This window comes from Acinetobacter sp. YH01019 (genome assembly GCF_013420285.1).
GTDB lineage: Bacteria > Pseudomonadota > Gammaproteobacteria > Pseudomonadales > Moraxellaceae > Acinetobacter > Acinetobacter gandensis.
The window spans coordinates 13,785-31,670 of sequence record NZ_VOYM01000043.1 but is presented as its reverse complement, the minus strand read 5'-3'; the positions used below and the strand labels follow the sequence as shown (position 1 = coordinate 31,670).

General features: G+C 39.5%; 16 protein-coding genes and 1 pseudogene. 8 read left to right on the top strand and 9 right to left on the bottom strand.

Annotated features, from left to right (window positions below; translation table 11 throughout):
- The 3 genes and pseudogenes from FTT84_RS10880 to FTT84_RS10870 all read left to right on the top strand — a co-directional run.
- A pseudogene (locus FTT84_RS10880) lies at nt 1-111 on the top strand (IS701 family transposase); the annotation flags it as partial.
- A 234-nt stretch (nt 112-345) separates the two neighbouring features.
- Nucleotides 346-1,164: an OmpW family protein gene (locus FTT84_RS10875; protein WP_180081131.1), complete on the top strand. Its 819-nt coding sequence runs from the start codon at nt 346-348 to the stop codon at nt 1,162-1,164.
- A 141-nt stretch (nt 1,165-1,305) separates the two neighbouring features.
- A complete protein-coding gene (locus FTT84_RS10870) occupies nt 1,306-1,743 on the top strand; it encodes a thioesterase family protein (RefSeq protein ID WP_180081156.1) in 438 nt (145 codons plus the stop codon).
- 39 nt (nt 1,744-1,782) lie between these two features.
- On the opposite strand, the gene dnaX is transcribed toward FTT84_RS10870, so the two are convergent.
- From dnaX to FTT84_RS10845, 5 genes are all read right to left on the bottom strand, one after another.
- The gene (gene dnaX / locus FTT84_RS10865) at nt 1,783-3,948 is read right to left on the bottom strand and encodes a DNA polymerase III subunit gamma/tau (protein ID WP_180081133.1); all 2,166 of its coding nucleotides are present in this window, start codon (nt 3,946-3,948) and stop codon (nt 1,783-1,785) included.
- 134 nt (nt 3,949-4,082) lie between these two features.
- Nucleotides 4,083-4,532 carry a copper resistance protein NlpE N-terminal domain-containing protein gene (locus tag FTT84_RS10860; RefSeq protein ID WP_067767618.1) on the bottom strand — a complete coding sequence of 150 codons (450 nt, stop codon included), beginning with the start codon at nt 4,530-4,532 and terminating at the stop codon, nt 4,083-4,085.
- 84 nt (nt 4,533-4,616) lie between these two features.
- Complete coding sequence (locus tag FTT84_RS10855; RefSeq protein WP_180081135.1) at nt 4,617-5,927, bottom strand: serine hydrolase; 1,311 nt, start codon at nt 5,925-5,927, stop codon at nt 4,617-4,619.
- Nucleotides 5,928-6,003: 76 nt separating this feature from the next.
- Entirely contained in the window at nt 6,004-6,858 is an 855-nt protein-coding gene (locus FTT84_RS10850) for a MaoC/PaaZ C-terminal domain-containing protein (RefSeq protein ID WP_180056508.1), read from the bottom strand.
- A 171-nt stretch (nt 6,859-7,029) separates the two neighbouring features.
- Nucleotides 7,030-8,421, bottom strand: coding sequence for a 3-oxoacyl-ACP reductase (locus FTT84_RS10845; protein WP_180081137.1), 1,392 nt, complete (start codon nt 8,419-8,421; stop codon nt 7,030-7,032).
- A 241-nt stretch (nt 8,422-8,662) separates the two neighbouring features.
- Between FTT84_RS10845 and FTT84_RS10840 the strand changes: the two genes are divergently transcribed.
- Nucleotides 8,663-10,183, top strand: a complete 1,521-nt coding sequence (locus FTT84_RS10840) for an acetyl-CoA C-acetyltransferase (protein WP_067767370.1) — start codon at nt 8,663-8,665, stop codon at nt 10,181-10,183.
- Between the two features lie 57 nt (nt 10,184-10,240).
- Here FTT84_RS10840 and FTT84_RS18080 read toward each other — a convergent pair whose 3' ends face one another.
- The 3 genes from FTT84_RS18080 to aceI all read right to left on the bottom strand — a co-directional run bounded on the left by FTT84_RS18080 (nt 10,241) and on the right by aceI (nt 13,058).
- Nucleotides 10,241-10,552, bottom strand: a complete 312-nt coding sequence (locus tag FTT84_RS18080; protein ID WP_257223404.1) for a hypothetical protein — start codon at nt 10,550-10,552, stop codon at nt 10,241-10,243.
- A complete protein-coding gene (locus FTT84_RS10835; protein WP_257223405.1) occupies nt 10,488-12,434 on the bottom strand; it encodes a YncE family protein in 1,947 nt (648 codons plus the stop codon). The genes FTT84_RS18080 and FTT84_RS10835 overlap by 65 nt, the downstream gene beginning before the upstream one ends.
- A gap of 201 nt (nt 12,435-12,635) precedes the next feature.
- Nucleotides 12,636-13,058 (bottom strand): chlorhexidine efflux PACE transporter AceI, encoded by a 423-nt coding sequence (gene aceI / locus FTT84_RS10830; RefSeq protein ID WP_067767376.1) that lies wholly within the window; start codon nt 13,056-13,058, stop codon nt 12,636-12,638.
- Nucleotides 13,059-13,158: 100 nt separating this feature from the next.
- Between aceI and FTT84_RS10825 the strand changes: the two genes are divergently transcribed.
- From FTT84_RS10825 to FTT84_RS10810, 4 genes are all read left to right on the top strand, one after another.
- Nucleotides 13,159-14,049 (top strand): LysR family transcriptional regulator, encoded by an 891-nt coding sequence (locus FTT84_RS10825; protein ID WP_067767379.1) that lies wholly within the window; start codon nt 13,159-13,161, stop codon nt 14,047-14,049.
- A gap of 89 nt (nt 14,050-14,138) precedes the next feature.
- Nucleotides 14,139-15,128, top strand: a complete 990-nt coding sequence (gene tal / locus FTT84_RS10820) for a transaldolase (RefSeq protein ID WP_180081140.1) — start codon at nt 14,139-14,141, stop codon at nt 15,126-15,128.
- Between the two features lie 74 nt (nt 15,129-15,202).
- The gene (leuE, locus tag FTT84_RS10815) at nt 15,203-15,853 is read left to right on the top strand and encodes a leucine efflux protein LeuE (protein WP_180056498.1); all 651 of its coding nucleotides are present in this window, start codon (nt 15,203-15,205) and stop codon (nt 15,851-15,853) included.
- A gap of 281 nt (nt 15,854-16,134) precedes the next feature.
- Entirely contained in the window at nt 16,135-17,313 is a 1,179-nt protein-coding gene (locus FTT84_RS10810) for a benzoate/H(+) symporter BenE family transporter (RefSeq protein ID WP_180081142.1), read from the top strand.
- Nucleotides 17,314-17,315: 2 nt separating this feature from the next.
- Here FTT84_RS10810 and FTT84_RS10805 read toward each other — a convergent pair whose 3' ends face one another.
- Nucleotides 17,316-17,882, bottom strand: a complete 567-nt coding sequence (locus FTT84_RS10805) for a TetR/AcrR family transcriptional regulator (protein WP_067767396.1) — start codon at nt 17,880-17,882, stop codon at nt 17,316-17,318.
- Nucleotides 17,883-17,886 lie beyond the last annotated feature (4 nt).

The window sequence follows — 17,886 nt, the reverse complement described above, 5'->3', positions numbered from 1 at the left end:
GAAAATGTATATCGTTGGCAGAAGAAATTATTTAGACCAGTTATCAAAAACTTCATTGATGACTTTATTCTCGATAAAAATCATCTGCTACCACAGAGAATCTATAAATAATAGTGCGTAAGTCCTATTATACATATTAATCAATATATTATAAATATATATATTTAAATAAAATCAATATATAATTGTTTTATATGAATTTATTTATTTTTACAAATACTAAAATAATTTAAACCTTGTGTAATTTTTATTAACTATTCACGAGTTTTGTTGATTTCATAACCTATGATTGTATCAACAGGTTCAAAGGATATTGAGAACCTAAACACAAAGATGGACTTAGCTATGAAATTATATAAAACAACAATCTTGGCAACTGCTCTTTTAAGCGCATTTTCTGTAACTCATGCAGCCACCAGTGACGGTAAACGATTTGCCGTATCAGCAGGTTGGTTACATGTGATGCCACAAGGTGAAAAACAAGGTATTTCTGGCTCGACGACAAAACAAACACCCCTATTAGGTGAACGCTCAGTTTCATCACCGGGCGCAGGTTTTGAAGTTGAAGATGCTGATACTGCAGGCCTAATGCTTGATTATTTTGTTAACGATAACGTTTCTTTAGAACTGGTTCTAGGTGCTCCACCAGAAATGGAACTTTCTGGACATGGAACAATTGATTTACCTGTTGTTGGACAAGCTGCAGATTTAAGTAAGTTCGATAAAATTGCGACAACCGATGCGTATACCCCAACTTTGTTGGCAAAATACCATTTCGGATCTATCAACAATAAGTTCCGTCCTTATGTTGGGGCTGGTGTGATGTATGCACATTTTAGCGATGTTAAAGCAGACCCAAATGTCAATGCAGAACTGAATAGTAATGGCCTATTGGCTATATTAAAACCTGAATTAGGAAAAATTAAAGTTGATGATGCCTTTGCACCTGTAGCAATTGCAGGTTTTGACTACAACTTAAATCAAAACTGGTTCGCTACCGCATCTGTCAGTTATGCCCATTTATCCACTACAGCAAAATTAGATGTCATTGGCAATACCAAGCTTATTGGCAAAGATATACCTCGCGCAACGATCTTAAAAGGACGTAGCGAAATCGAAATTAATCCTATCGTGACTTACGTAGGTCTTGGATATCGTTTTTAAGCGTTTCTTTTTAGATAAATACATTCTTTGAAAAGGTCATTCTGTAATTGGAATGACCTTTTTATCTTTTATATCAGCTTGATCTTTTATCTAATGCTGGGTAAAACAACTGAACAGTACTAAGTATATTTAGAATCCACAATAATGAAACCTGTATTAAAATTACGCCAAAATTATGCTTTTTTATTTCCAATACAAACACGTTGGGCCGATAACGATATGTATGGTCACGTCAATAACGTGACCTATTACAGCTACTTTGACACCGCAGCTAACGCACTTTTAATTCAACATGCTGGATTTCAATTAAAAGACTCCCCGATTATTGGTTTAGTGGTTGATTCAGCTTGTAGCTTTCTACAAGAATTGTCTTATCCAGAGATTATTGAAGTAGGTGTTGCAATTAGTAAAATTGGCAATTCTTCGCTGCGTTATGACCTTGCAATTTTCAAACAAGGTCAAGACCAAGCTGCCGCACAAGGCCATTTTGTACATGTCTTTGTTGACCGCCAAACACGAAAAAGCACCTCGATACCGAATGATATGCGAGATGCTCTCATGCAATTTTTAGTCAAATAAGTTTTTATTTATTCAATTATTCTATATCCAACTTAACGCTTATTTAAGTTGGATATTTTGTAATTCACCATCAAAACTTTTGAGTAAATCTTTTACCACTGGCTCTGCATGCAGTAATTCACTCGCACGAGCAAAAGCTTTTTCTTTTCGCACATGCTGTAATGCGTATGGCGTAACATCATCTACATCTTCAAAACGAATTTGGAAATGAACATTTGACCACTGCTCACGGATGGCATGTTCTAGAACATGCTGTAACTGAGTCACTAAAGCTTCATATTTTTTTGGAATATGGAAAATCGACTCCCCGTCAATGCTTCCGCTCATAATGCCATGCTGTGCCAACTCTTGTACTGCCGGTGAAAGTTGACTATTACGGAACCAATACTCCCACTTATCGACAGTCCACTCACCTTCAAGTATTTGTGGCTGTAAAGTCAAGATATCCTGAGGCATAAGATTAGCGCTGACAGGTGCTGTAACTACGCTCATCTCTGTAGTTTCAGCAACATCTGGTGTAGCTAAATCAAATGTATCTTCAACCTTAACAGCAACCGGAGTATCTTCCACAACTGGTGGTGTTTGAACAGATTCTGTAATGCTTAACTCTAAAGGTGCAATTTCTTCGAAATCAATATCGGCTGCATTAACCTCCGCCGTTGCCACACTAGGCGTTTCATCTAAATCAAATAGCGTATCTTCAGTAGCTGCATCCATGACTATCGTGTCATTTTGTGCAGTAGTCACAGATTTAGCTTGTTCACTCACATCGACTACGGCGTGTACACTTTCAGGTTCAGCATCTGCTATTTTTGACTGCTCGTCTAGCTCTTCATCTAAGAAGTCATCTGATGAAGGTTCATCGATAGCAGGTGCTGATGCGAAACCGTCATCTTCATCATAATGTGAATCATCAAAATCATCGAAAGCCGGCGGCGTATCGATCACAGCTACAGCGACGGGTTGTTCAACCGCGACGCTAACTGGTGAATGATGTGCAGTTAAATTCGCTTGTTCTAAAGGTTGCTCATCTAATGGCTGCGTATTCGTCTGCGCTTGAACCAGTTGAGGCTGTGCTGCAGTTTCTTGCTGTACAGCAGAAACTAACATTTCATTCGGTTGCAATGGACGGAATGCTAACAATCGTAGCACACACATCTCAAAACCTTGCTCTTGTGTTACCGCCAACTGCAAGTCTGCACGACCTTTACATGCCACTTGGTAATACAACTGCAAATCTTGTGCAGAAATTAACTGCGACAATTGCATGATTTTTTGATTAATCTCGGCGCTATATTTTAAAGCCAAGTCTGGCAAATATTGCAACAATGCCAATTCATGCAAGGTCGAAATTAATTGATCTAGAACTAAAGAAACATCTAGGGCTTGTTGACGGAATTGCAGTAATAAACCGCTTACCCTTTCACGCTGATTTTGATGAATCGCTAAGATCAAATCATAAATAATAGTGCGGTCGATTAAACCCAGCATGTCTTTAACATCTTGGTGCTGAATTGAACCCTGACCATAAGCAATGGCTTGGTCAGTTAAAGATAATGCGTCACGCAGTGAACCTTGTGCAGATTCAGCAATTTGCCAAATCGCATCTTGCTCAGCTTGAATTTGTTCTTTTTGTAAAATATCAGTCAGATGCGTAGTAATTTCATCTACTGCTAAAGGCCGCAAAGTGAATTGTAGACAACGTGAAATTACGGTAATTGGTAATTTTTGAGGATCTGTCGTTGCAAATAAAAACTTCACATGCTCTGGCGGTTCTTCCAAAGTCTTTAATAACGCATTGAATGAGTGCGTTGATAGCATGTGCACTTCGTCAATGAGGTAAACCTTGAAACGGCCTTGTGTAGGAGCATAAGGAACGTTATCGAGTAGTTCTCGTGTATCTTCAACTTTGGTACGTGATGCCGCATCGATTTCAATTAAATCAATAAAACGACCTTCATTTACCGCTTTACAGGTTGGACAAACTTCACATGGGGTTGAGGTTACCCCTGTTTCACAATTTAGACATTTTGCCAAAATACGCGCAATGGTGGTTTTACCTACACCACGAGTCCCTGTAAACAAATACGCATGATGTAACCGACCACGTTCTAAGGCACTCGTGAGTGCACGTGACACATGGTTTTGCCCCACAAGTTCAATGAAATTTCGTGGACGGTATTTTCGTGCAAGTACTTGATACATGTATGCTCCTTTTTACAGGTGTAAGCATACTGTTTTTTTGCTTAATAGTGAAATAAATGGCACAGTTTGAACAATAAAAACCCGATCTTGAGCTATCCTCAAAATCAGGCAAATTTAATACAAATTTCGAATGTTTAAACTGCTTTATTTAAAAGGAAATCACTCTGCATTTGATAGCGTTTCGCCGTCTGGTCTTCACGAATTTCGAGCAATTGCTGATCTAAATCTACATACAATAGATTGCGCGTTTGCACATGCATTAACTCTAACTGTTGCTGAGTATCATCATTAAAACGAATTGCACCTTTAAGCACTTCAACGTCATTATGACCGCTTAGACTTTCACGAGTGAGTGTATAAGTTTGGTCTTCATGTAGCTCAAGAGCCACAGCCATACCGGGACAATCTTCACAACGAGAAAGACATCCCATACACGGCGTTGTACCTTTATAATTACCCACCCAGGCCGCGTGTTGCTTTTCCGCAGTGATTGCTGTGTTGTCATTTGATTGAGGTTTTTTTGTGTCCTGACAGCCCAACAATGCAGAACTTGCCACCAAAGGAATCAAAATCACTTTTTTCATAAAACATATCACTGCCTTTAAAACTGCAAGGGAAAATAACATAGATTGCTAAATTCCCCTATTCACATTGACGCAATCTTATTCTTAAAGCCAGCCTTTACGCCCTTTTAATACTTTATCTGCACAGCGTAAAGTTTCTTGAGTTAGGCCCCATAAACGATAGTCACCCGTGATTGAACCTGTCGGAAAATTATGGGTATAGGCAAAACTCAAATCGCGCTGCGGATCACACCAGGCCCCAGAACCATTAAAGCCCATATGCCCAAAACCTTTGCTAGACTTCCCTAACGTTAGAATACGGTGGTAGCCCAAACGCCAATGCATCGGCAGAGGCATTACCCGATCTCGCTTGGTAAATTGAACCGTACTTAATTCCTGAAAGATATCCGGTCGGATTAAGGTTTGACCTTCCCATTGGCCTTTATTAGCTAGCATTGCATATATCTTTGCAAGACTATTAGCACTAAATACGCCGGTTGCAGCCGGAATAATTGCTTGCAAGCCTTCATCACTAAAAAATGAAAATTGACGCATACCTTTTGGAATCATGCCATCTTGAAAGTCTTGCAAGTTTTGACCTGAAAGCTCTAACAGTTTATCTAGCATGGAAGGTTTGTGTGTAAGCTTTTTTTTCTTAACATTATTTGAAATAGAGTTTTCTGAATTAGCTATTTTTTGACTATTTTGTTGGGTTGTAACATCTACTATTTCTGCTTTTTTCTTTTTCGGAATTAGTCTTGCTACTTCACAGAGTTTATCTTGAGGAACACCAAAATAAGCATGATCTAATTGCAATGGCTCTACCAAATATTGCTGCATCAATTCTGAAAGTGTTCTGCCAATTGCCTTTTCAAGTACCCCGCCCACTTGCCAGCCAAAGGTTAAAGGCTGATATGCCGCATCAGTAGCAGCTTCAAAACGCGGTGTCGCCTGTTCGAGTATATGCAGCATATGCGACCAGTCTGCCATTTCCGAAGCAGTATCAATATTGTTTCGTATGTCATATAAACCACTTTGATGGCTTAACATATGTCTTAAGGTAATCTGCGACTTTCCATTTTGTGCAAACTCTGGCCAATATTTGGCAACAGGTGTGTCGTAATCTAAAAAGTCCTGACTCACTAATATATGTGCAAGCGTCGCAAGTACTCCTTTACCCGTAGAATAACAGACTGAGGGTGTATTGGACTGCCAAGCTTCTTCGGCTGACTTTTTACCCGTCCAAATATCAACTACTTTTTGCCCTTGGAAATACACCACCAAAGCGGCACCACCTAAGTCAGTTCGTGCATCCTGCATTCGACTGAACTGTTCGGCTAAATCTTGAAAGGCACGATCTACAGTACCCTGATAATTATGCTTTTGTGCAAATAAGTATTCCTTGACCGCCTGCATCCTGCATTCCTTTTTATATGAACTGTCTGAGATTAAAACAAAAAAGCCTAAATCGATATCGATTTAGGCTTAAGTCTTACAGTGCTTTTACACTTCCCGCGACATGCGGTTTTTTGTTTTTGCTATTTCGAATTGCAAACTCGGTATCTTGTCCAGTTTGAGCAGTTAAAAACTCAACTTGTGATGGGAGATACATCGGCAGTTTAAACCAGACATCTGCTTCATAAGCCTCTGGCAAACTCAGACTCGATAAAGCTTTAGCCTTACTCCACATACCGTGGGCAATCGCTTGTTTAAAACCAAATGCTTTAGCCGTCACAGCATGAATGTGGATCAAGTTAAAGTCACCTGAAGTCAGCGCATAGCGGCGACCGGTATTTTCTGAAACATCCCACTGCGCTTGAACCTGCAATTCAGCTGGCTTCGCTTCTGCAGCTTTTGCTGCTGTTTTATTTTCAGTTTTTTGACGTGCTAAATATGTGGTTAATGATTCTACAACCACTTCATCACCAACTTTTGCAGTGGTAATAAAGTCAAATTGCACGCCCTTATCATGTGGTTGTAATTCACCAAATTTGCATGACAAAGATAACGTCTCATTCACACCCACTTTACGATATTGCTTCACTTGGTTGCGGATATGCACCAATCCTAAAATCGCAAATGGAAATGCTTCAGTGGTCATCATATGCATTTGTAAGCTTTGCGAAAGCACAGCTAAATAAATAGCTGGAATATAGCCGTTATTTTTAAAGCCGCAGACTTCGTTATAGGCTTTTAAATGCTTTTGATCGACTTTAAAAGAATCCACCACATATTCAACTTGCGGCAGAACTTTTTCACCTTTTGGCTTTTTAAAAATCAAGCCTTGAATCACTTTTGGATAGGCTAAATAAGGCTTTGGAAGTTGACTAAAATGGCGAGTATTCATACTAAACCTTTTAATTATAAATATATCTATTTAAAAGCAATTCCCTCTCCTTTAAGGAGAGGGTTAGGGAGAGGTTAACTTTCCCAATGAATTTTAATCCCCCTAAATCCCCATTTAGTAAAGAGGGACTTTTCTCCTCCCTTTTACAAAGGGAGATCGGGAGGGATTACATTAAGCCCCTAACAAGCTTTGTCCACAAACACGTACCACGTTACCGTTTAAACCCGTAGAAGCAGTAGATGCAAACATTACAATTGTTTCTGCGACATCAACAGGTAAACCACCTTGACTCATCGAGTTCATACGACGACCCGCTTCACGGATTGCAAATGGAATTGCTGCCGTCATTTGCGTTTCAATAAAGCCTGGAGCAACCGCATTAATGGTTACACCATTTTTAAGTAATGGTGCTGTGAATTTCACTACACCAATCACACCTGCTTTCGATGCCGCATAGTTGGTTTGACCTAAGTTACCTGCAATACCTGAAATGGAAGACACGCAAACAATACGACCATTTGCATTGAAGCCATCATTTTCAAGAAGGTAATCATTTACACGCTCAATTGCAGATAAGTTAATGTTAATTACCAGATCCCAAAGTTCAGGCTTCATATTCGCCAAAGTCTTGTCACGGGTAATCCCTGCGTTGTGTACGATGATGTCCAAACCACCTTGTGCCGCTGCAGCTGCTTTAATTTTTTCACCTGCATCAGTTGCGGTAATATCAATTGCCAGTGTTGAACCACCAATTTCACCTGCTACACGGTCAAGATCGGCTTGTTGTTGTGGAACGTCCAAACAAATCACATGTGCGCCATCGCGTGACAATACATGCGCAATTGCTTCACCAATACCACGGCTTGCACCCGTCACAACCGCAGTTTTGCCTGCTAGCGGTTTGTTCCAATCAACATCAACAACGTCTGCTTTCGAAACACGAATTACTTGACCAGATACATAAGCTGAACGTGGTGAAATAACAAAACGCAGCGCAGACTCTAAGTTTGCTTCTGCCCCTTCATCTACATAGACAAGTTGAGCAGCAATACCTTTTTTGAATTCTTTACCGATAGACTTCACAAAACCTTCAAGCGCACGTTGTGCAATAGCTTGTTTCACGGTCTTCGCTGTTTCAGGGGTTGTACCCACAACCACAACACGACCAGATGCCTGAATTTGACGAGCAATTGGATTAAAGAATGCATAAAGCGTATGAAGTTGCTCTGAATTTTGAATACCAGATGCATCAAAAACTACAACTTTAAACTTAGACTCTTTATCACCTTCATTAAAAGCACTTAGGTTTAAACCTGACTTGGCAGCAGCTTGCTGTAGTTCCGCATTATTACCTGCATAACTGTTGGCATGAATATTTGCCAATACTTGAGCAATTGCACCTGACAATGTTGAAGCTGGTGCCGCACCTAATAAAACAGCGCCTTTTACTACAGGTGTTGCAGACTCAAAACGCTCTAAGAAAGTCGGTGATGGTAAACCTAAATTTTTGATGACAAATTTACCAATAGGAGATTTTGCAAATGTTTGGTATTGATCAGTCATGTTTATTATCTCTCATACGGATTAATTTTTGATGGATCTGAAGATATCCCTTTAACTTCAAGATGATGTCAGATACTTATATTTCAATAGTTCCATCAGTTTCCATGGAATCATACTTGAGTTAAACCACGGATGGCTTGACCTGAATGCTTTTGCTAATGTCATTTTAGTCAATTTACCCCTTTGGTGAATATGCTAATGTACCCAACAAGAAGATCATCCACATGCTTGGAAAAGCCTTATGAGCAAAACAACTCAAGAAAATCCAGCAGTCGAAACTCCGACCACGGAAACTGTGTCAAATACATCAAAGAGTACACCACGTACCGCTAAAAGTACTGGCGCAGCAACCAAGTCAACCAGTGGTGCGGCTAAAACGACTCGTCCTCGTAGTGCATCTACTCGTACTAAAACACCAGCTTCAAATACTAAAACAGCTTCAAAATCAACAACTCAAACGTCTGTTCAACAGGATAATACCATGAGTCAAAACACAGTTCGCCGCGTTGCTATTATCGGTGGTAATCGTATTCCTTTCGCTCGTTCTAACGGCGCTTACTTCACTGCTTCAAACAGCGACATGTTCACCGCAGCATTAAATGGTCTTGTTGAACGTTTTAATCTTCAAGGTCAACGCTTAGGTGAAGTTGTTGCTGGTGCTGTTTTAAAGCACAGTCGTGACTTTAACATGACTCGTGAGTGTGTACTGAATACAGAACTTGCTCCTGAAACACCTGCTTACGATATTCAACAAGCATGTGGTACTGGCTTACAAGCGGCATTCCTTGTTGCAAACAAAATTGCCTTGGGTCAAATTGAAGTGGGTGTTGCAGGCGGTGTAGATACAACATCTGATGCGCCAATCGCTTTTGGTGATGGTTTACGTAAAGCACTACTTGAACTGAACATCGCAAAAACAGGTAAAGACCGCCTTAAAGCATTAACTAAAATTAATGTAAAAGACTTGATGGATGCACCAAAGAACGGTGAGCCACGTACTGGTCTTTCAATGGGTGATCATCAAGCCATTACTACGCTTGAATGGGGTATTTCACGTGAAGCGCAAGATGAACTTGCTGCATCTTCACATCAAAAAATGGCAGCTGCTTATGAAGAAGGTTTCTTTGATGACCTGATTACGCCATTCCTTGGTTTGGATCGTGATAACAACTTACGTGCAGACTCATCTGTTGAAAAACTAGCGAAATTAAAGCCTGCTTTTGGTAAAGGTGATGCACGTACCATGACAGCGGGTAACTCTACTCCACTAACTGACGGCGCATCTTGTGTGCTATTGGCATCTGAAGAATGGGCAAAAGCAAATGGTCATGAAGTCCTTGCGTATTTAACTTTCCAAGAAACTGCAGCCGTTGACTTTGTAGAGAAAAAAGAAGGCTTGTTGATGGCCCCTGCTTATGCAGTACCACGTATGCTTGAACGTGCTGGTATTACTTTACAAGATTTCGATTACTACGAAATTCACGAAGCATTTGCATCACAAGTACTGTCTACGCTTAAAGCTTGGGAAGATCCAAAATTCTGTAAAGAACGTTTAGGTTTGGATGCACCTTTAGGTTCAATTGACCGCAGCAAACTTAACGTGAAAGGTTCTTCACTTGCTGCAGGTCACCCATTTGCTGCAACTGGCGGCCGTATTATCGCAACTGCGGCTAAGCTATTGAATCAAAAAGGTTCAGGCCGTGTATTGGTTTCAATCTGTGCTGCTGGCGGTCAAGGTGTAACCGCAATTATTGAAAAATAATACCTAAGATCTAAATTAAAAAAAACCGCTCAGATGAGCGGTTTTTTATGGATTGAATTATTTTTTAGCTAATGGATTGGCTGCAAAATATTGATCAATCGTGTTGATTGGTGTTTTACCCGGAACGGCATTAACAATATTTGATGTAACACCCGCATATAGCTGATCTGGCGATGCCAAATGGAATTTATTTACATCTGGATCCATATAAGGAATTGATCCCGCTTGTCGTTGGAAGTAGAAATGTAACCATGCCATCATTGGTTGAAAACCATAGGCCGAATTGGACCATGCACTACTGTGGCTACCAAAGCCCATGACCAAATTCATGAGCAATGATGCCATAGCCTGAATGACGATAATGTCCATAGAAAATCCATGTATCTACTCCCAGTACTGAACCACCACCAAGACCGCCACCCATCGCTGTAATGCCAAGGTTAATTTCACTACGATTTAAAATTTGTTGATAAACCCGTGTGTAATCTTCTGCTTTGAAAATGCCATTCTCACCTTCAACCAAGCCGGCATTACCAAAGAACTCATGCCCCATGACTTTCTTATGATTAAACCATAAATGTTCAAACTCAGGGGTACTTAGCATGTATGCCAAATTAGTCATCATCATGACCCATTCACGCGCATATAACGCGTTTATTCTGCGCCAGCTTGAAGCTGGATCATTTTCTTGATTATAGGTACCAAAGAAAATTTTCCATTTGGCTTTAATCTGATTCAATTTTTGAACATGCAAATCTGTATCAGAATGGAATTTAAAATCAAATAGTCCAGCAGGTATCTGCTCCGTTTGGCTTAAACCTGACAATTGAATTGAACCTTGCCCATTCACCAATGGAAAACGAGATTGGTCATCTAACTTGAATGCTAAACGTGTTTTGGAAAATGCCTGAATTTCATCAATATGCGCTAACACGACCCACTGATCTGAATTTTTTAACTTGGCATGCAATTGCACGTCTTTCACAGGAACAGCGCTATAACTTTGTATGTCTAAACTTGCGCCATTCAACTGTGCAGATAAAATTTTATCCATGAACACATGACGCTCGTCTTTATTGGTCAAAACCTCCCAGCTTTCACCATCTTGTAGCATTCGAGACTGTTGTATTGCCTGAGCCTGCTTTAACTCAGTGGCTTGTGCCGTTTGATTACTTCTATTTTGCTGTAAACTTCGCATCGGCAAAAGGGTAATTTTTTGATTTGCTAAGTGCAATAAAGTCGACTCATGTACAACAAGATCACTAGCCTTTGCTAGGTTTTGCGTACTGTCATTGCCTTTCACACGATAATTACTAAATTGATCAACCAAATTGGTTGGTAATATTTGTTTGGTATTAAATGACTTCGCCAAGTAACTTTCAATTACGCCATTATTGCGAGACACATAAACTTGACCATCAGCAGCTTGATTCATCACCGTTGATAATGTTGATTCTGTCAGTATCGGGGCAACATCCGTATCACCTTGCTTTAAGCTTTTTAAATTATGTACATAGGTCGTACCATTTGGCAGACTGGTATAAAGATAGTCTCCCATGCTCTGCATCCGAGCATTACAATTACGTGCACAATTTGGCAAACTTAAACGGGCAAACTTATTGGCTTTTAAATGATTTTCAGCACGAACGTCACTTTGCTGCCACACATTAATACGTCCTTGAATATCTGGTACATAGACAAAACGATCATCTGCCGTAACGGCATTACTGTGTACTAAAGCATAATTTAAGGCATCTCCCCACCACACGCCGGTCCCTAATGCCATTACAAACTGAGGTTGCCCTGTTGCAATGTCGATAACATCAATACGATTCGAACCATATGAAGCAACATATAGACGACCTGCGTGTAGGCTAATATCAACGATACCATCCCAAGTTTTTGCTAATCCCGTTAGCAGTGTCGGATCAATTGCACTTAATGCCCGCTTTTGCTTTAAGTCATAACGTAAAATTTGCGAGGAAGTTTGGCTATTTGAGATATATAAAATATCGCCGTCCAACGCCATAGCAGAAGGATTCCAAGTCTCTAATGAAAAGTCTTGCGCTGTTAATTCTGCCCCTACATCTAGTACGCGAAATTCATTGACTTTAGTTAAACCCTCACCAGCATCTACCACTGGTTTATCTTCTGGTGAATTTACATTTTCTGATGTGCCTGAACCTCCACCACCACATGCGACTAATAACAAAGAGATAGAGACGGTTAACACCTTCAACTTAATACTCAAATTCTTCCCCAAAAATAAATCCAATAAACATATGTTTTATATAATTTTTAAGTATTTTATGCGACTGTATTTATTGATATACCCTTCAAATAGAATGGACAAAATAAAGCCCAGTTGACAGTTTTTTATAAAATGTCTAACTGAGCTTTATATTTTATTTTGAAAAATCTGAGTTTTCTTAGTGGTTTTTTAACTAAGTACTTATGCTGATACTCGAATCCCCATCGATGCTTCAATATGGTCATAACACCATTGGAAAATAAATGTGTAAACCAAAATACATAGTGTCAAACTTAGATCCGTTAAGAAAGCCTGCCCCAAACTCATCTCTAAGGCATAAGCAACCATTGGAATGGTTGCAAGCATCAAACCACCTTCAAAGCCAATCGCATGCAAAATACGAACACCTACCGTTCTTTTTAGTTTTCTTTTTGCTTCATATTTCTCAAAAAAGTGGTTGAAAATCATATTCCAAACAACTGAAGTTATCGCCATAGCAATACCTAGCGTTCCTGTCACTTCCATTGGAACTGCAAAGATAAAACTTAAAGCGATAGCAATGATCACCAACAGGATGATCTCATAGCTAAGCGCATGAATAATCCTTCTTCTGGAAATCAACATTTTGAAAAACACCTAATAAAATTTAATATGCGTGCATTATATTTTCAATTTATTGATCATTCGAGTTAGAATCTTTCAATATATTTGATAGATAAGCAAAATGAATATTAATCAAGAACAACTCACTATCTTTAAGACTGTTATGGAAACGGGTTCTTTTTCTGCTGCAGCACGTCAACTCGGCAAAGTCCCTTCTGCGGTTAGCATGTCGATTGCCAATTTAGAAATAGATGTAGACATGAAACTATTTGAGCGTATAGGACGTGAGCCTGTCCCTACTGCACAGGCAAGCAGTCTATATGAAAAGACCCAACAGCTCCTCACTGAAATGCAACAGTGGAAACAACATGCTGTAGCATTAAGTCAAGGATTGGAGTCTTCACTGAATATTGTGGTGGTTTCAGAGTTAATTCATACTCAATGGACGGATTACATCAGTTTATTAGCACAGGAATTTCCCTCACTTCAAATCAATATTTTCACAGCCCCACAAGAAGATGCACAACAAATGTTAGGCGATGGACAAGCCCAATTAGCATTGATGTTCGAACGAGAAGAATTAGAAAATTATGAGCAATTTGTAGAACTGAAACTTGAGTCCCTCGTTCCAGTTGCAGCGAAAGATCATACACTCGCTCAATTTGAGCAAGTCAGTTTTGAACAAATTTTACAGAGCCGACAAATTGTGGTTGCTAGCCGAGATAAAACCATTAAGCCTGAATTACTGTTTTCCAAACAATACTGGCGTACGGATAACCATCATTCTGCCTGTTCGATGATCATTCAAAACCTCGGATGGGGTGTCCTTCCCTCACAGATGTTCAATGAAAATCCTCAGCTCATTCAACAACTGAAAGTTTTAAACTTTTTGGATTTCACACCTAAATTTGAATATTTTGTCGATTTGGTTTGGAATCGTGAAAAACTGATGGGCTCTGCTGCTCATTTTTTGATTAATCACATCCGTAATTCACGAAAAAATACCAATTAAGCACAGTTGTCGGGCGCTTTTCGGTTGGGTTCTAAAAAGATTGTGTTATAAAAGTACATACACCAAGAACATTAAGAACTAGATATCCAATGACTCAGAATGCGTTAAACCAATTAAAAAGCCTTACGACTATTGTTGCTGACAGCAGTGATTTAACTGCGATTGAAATTTTCCGCCCACTGGATGCAACAACAAATCCGTCGCTAATTACAGCAGCTGCGAACCAACCTAAAAATAAACAACTGATTGAACTCGCATTTGAACAGGCACGTAAAGAAGGTTATAGCAGTGATGAATTGATTGAACGCACGATTGATATCCTAACAGTCAAATTTGGCGTTGAAATTTTAAAATTGATTGAAGGACGCGTTTCAACGGAAGTTGATGCTGCGCTCTCTTATGATACAGATGCAACCATTGCTAAAGCCAAAGAGCTTCTCGCTTTGTATGCACAGTATGGCATTAACCATAATCGCATTTTGATTAAAATTGCATCCACTTGGGAAGGTATTCAAGCAGCAAAAGCACTCGAAGCAGAAGGCATCCACTGTAACCTCACATTATTGTTTGGTTTACATCAAGCACAAGCCTGTGCTGAAGCGAATGTAACTTTAATCTCTCCATTTGTTGGACGTATTTTAGATTGGTACAAAAAAGCTGAAAATGTAGATCACTATCCAATTGAAAAAGATCCCGGTGTACTGTCAGTAAAACAAATTTATCACTACTACAAACAGCACAACATTAAAACTGAAATTATGGGCGCAAGCTTCCGTAGCGTAGATCAAGTTTTAGGACTGGCAGGTTGTGATTTATTAACAGTATCACCACACCTTTTAGCTGAGCTAGAAAAAGACAGTCGCGTCGTTGAAGCGCAACTTAGTAACAATCATGCTCATGCACATTGTGAACATGACGTACAACCTTTGGATAAACAACGCTTCAACTCTGAAGTTGAAAAAGATTTAATGTCAGCTCAGTTACTACAAGGTGGTATAGATGGCTTTATAAAAGCACGTGAACAACTCAGTAGTTTACTTCGCCAATCCTTTGGCATTGATGCTGAAATTAAAGCTTAAAATAAATTTTACTGCTTATTCAAAAGCCGATGTTGTTATACTGTGACATCGGCTTTTTTATATGAGTATACTGAGTGTTTGGCATCACAGATCTAACGACCTTTATCATTGGTACGATTTTAATTGTGATTTTGCCAGGCCCAAACTCATTATATGTCATGTCCATTGCCTCTCGTTTCGGCATTAAAGCAGGCTACCAAAGTGCCTTTGGCGTCTATTTTGGCGATATTATTCTCATCTTATTTACAGCTCTTGGTGCCGCATCTTTACTGCATGCATTTCCTTGGTTATTCATATTATTAAAAATTATTGGTGCGCTATATTTAAGTTATCTTGGAATTAAGTTACTTAAAGCAGCCTATGCAACTTGGCATGCCGTTGCTATGCCCGATCAAGTTCAACAAAATCATCAAAGTTTAGAAGAGCTCAAACCTTTTCGTACAGCTCTCACCATTAGCATTCTGAATCCAAAAGCTATTTTGTTCTACCTGTCTTTCTTCGTACAATTTGTCGATCCAAATTATGCCTACCCAGCAATCACTTTTACTGCACTGGCTATAGTTTTACAAATTATTAGTATGAGTTATTTAACCGTACTGATTTTCTCTGGTGCAAAACTCGCAACTTATTTTACTCACCGCTATAAGTTCACCGCGTGCTGTGTGGCTTCTGTTGGGCTTTTATTCTGTGGTTTTGGCTTAAAGCTCGCAACATCAACGATGTAATAATTACGAGAAATACTGATTTTTTATATACCAAATACAACTCTCAACTCAGTATTACAATAGATCAGTTGGTATTGCTGGTTTTAGACTAAAATAAAAAGGTTAAACGGCCATTCAAAAGAATAGTTACTCTTTATGCTGAGCATACTTTTATTTAAGCATAATATTTTGGAAACTTCATTTTTACTTATTATTCAAAAAATCGTCTTTCCCTGTACAAGGGTTGAGCGTATCATCGTGAAACATCACACATTTTCCAATTAAAAAGTTGCACAAGGATTATGCAAAAAATTCTTCAAGATTGCTCTGTGCCCGCAGTTTTTGCTGGTTTTATTACTTTTCTGGTCGGTATAAGTGTCTCTGCTGTCTTAGTGATTCAGTCTGCCCAAATGTTAGGTGCAGATACTGCTGAAATTACCTCTTGGTTTTGGGCGCTGGGTTTAAGTATTGGTTTATGTGGTTTATTGCTTTCTTGGAAATTTAAATATCCTGTAGCGACATCATGGTCTACAGCTGGTTTGGCGCTTATTTTGGCTACTGCCAATGGCTATAGTATGAATGCTGCACTTGGTGCATTTTTTATCTGTGGATTAGTGACTGCCATTTTAGGTTTTTTAGGCATCTTCGAAAAAATTCTCACCCATATCCCACAAAGTTTAACCAGTGCCATGCTTGCTGGCGTGCTGCTAAAGTTCGGCATTGCATTATTTGCAAGCATTCAAAATGAATGGGCTTACGTACTCTGTTTACTCGCCGCCTATGTCATCATGAAGCGACTTTGGCCTCGTTATAGCATCGTACTGACTGTCATTATTGGTATAGCCCTGTGTCCAATATTACTTAACTTTAAAATGCCAGCAATTGATCTTGCTTTTGCGCAGCCTGTTTGGGTTAAACCTAAATTTTCTTTTCCTGCGATACTCGGACTCGCGCTGCCATTATTTGTCATCAATATGGCATCACAATATTTACCAGGTCTAGCCATGATCAAAAGCTATGGCTATCAACCTCATGTCAATCAGCTCATAGGTTGGACGGGAACTGCTCAAGCAATCTTTGCTCCTTTTGGCTGCTTTAGTGTCAATATTGCAGCCATAAGTGCTGCCATAAGTCTCGATGATCAAGCTCACACCGATGCTACAAAACGCTATATTGCAGGCATGAGTTGTGGGATCTTTTATATTTTGATGGGCATTTTTGCAGCCACTTTAGTCAGCTTTTTAATGTCCTTCCCGCTTATTTTTATTACATCACTTGCCGGTATTGCATTGTTGAGCACTATTGGTCACAACATTGTGATTGCCTTTCAAGATGCGAGTGAACGTGAAGCGGCACTTTTAACCTTTTTATTTAGTGCTTCGGGTGTACAGTTCTACGGTATTGGCTCAGCATTTTGGGGCCTGCTTTTCGGTTTAGTCGTCCATTTCATTTTCAAATTTAAAGCAAAAAAATCTGCCTAAGTTTATGAACTGATCCCACGATAAGTACGCGCGATCAGTTCGTCTTTAAGCAATTTTGTTTCGCTGATATCCTCAACTTCTGTAAATGCAGTCAACCAAATACCATCCGCAGCATAGCGTAAGATTTTTAACTCAATATCTGCATCAGTGCTTTGGTGTTTCGTTAATCGCTCACTCAACCACTCAATCCAATAATCGTTAAAAGTCCGATCTGTCAGCATGGTCATTGAGATTGCAGACCACGAATGCTCCAAGCCGTACACGGTTTTTTCTAGGGTAATTTCAATATAGGCGCGAGTAAAACAACCGTGCGGCTGAGGATCATCTGCAATAAGCCGATCGATGACATTATCCAACTGTTGCAACAGGCTAATAACCATCGCCTCTAAAAGTATTTTTTTATTTGGAAAATGATGAAAAACACCACCTTTCGTCACGCCTACCAAATCTGCAACAGCTTGAATTGAAACACCATTAACGCCTTTTTCTGCAGCCAGTTGAATCGCGTGCTGCAAAATACTTTGACGAATTAACTGCGGTTCTTTTTTACGCTGATGCGGATTGTCCATAAAA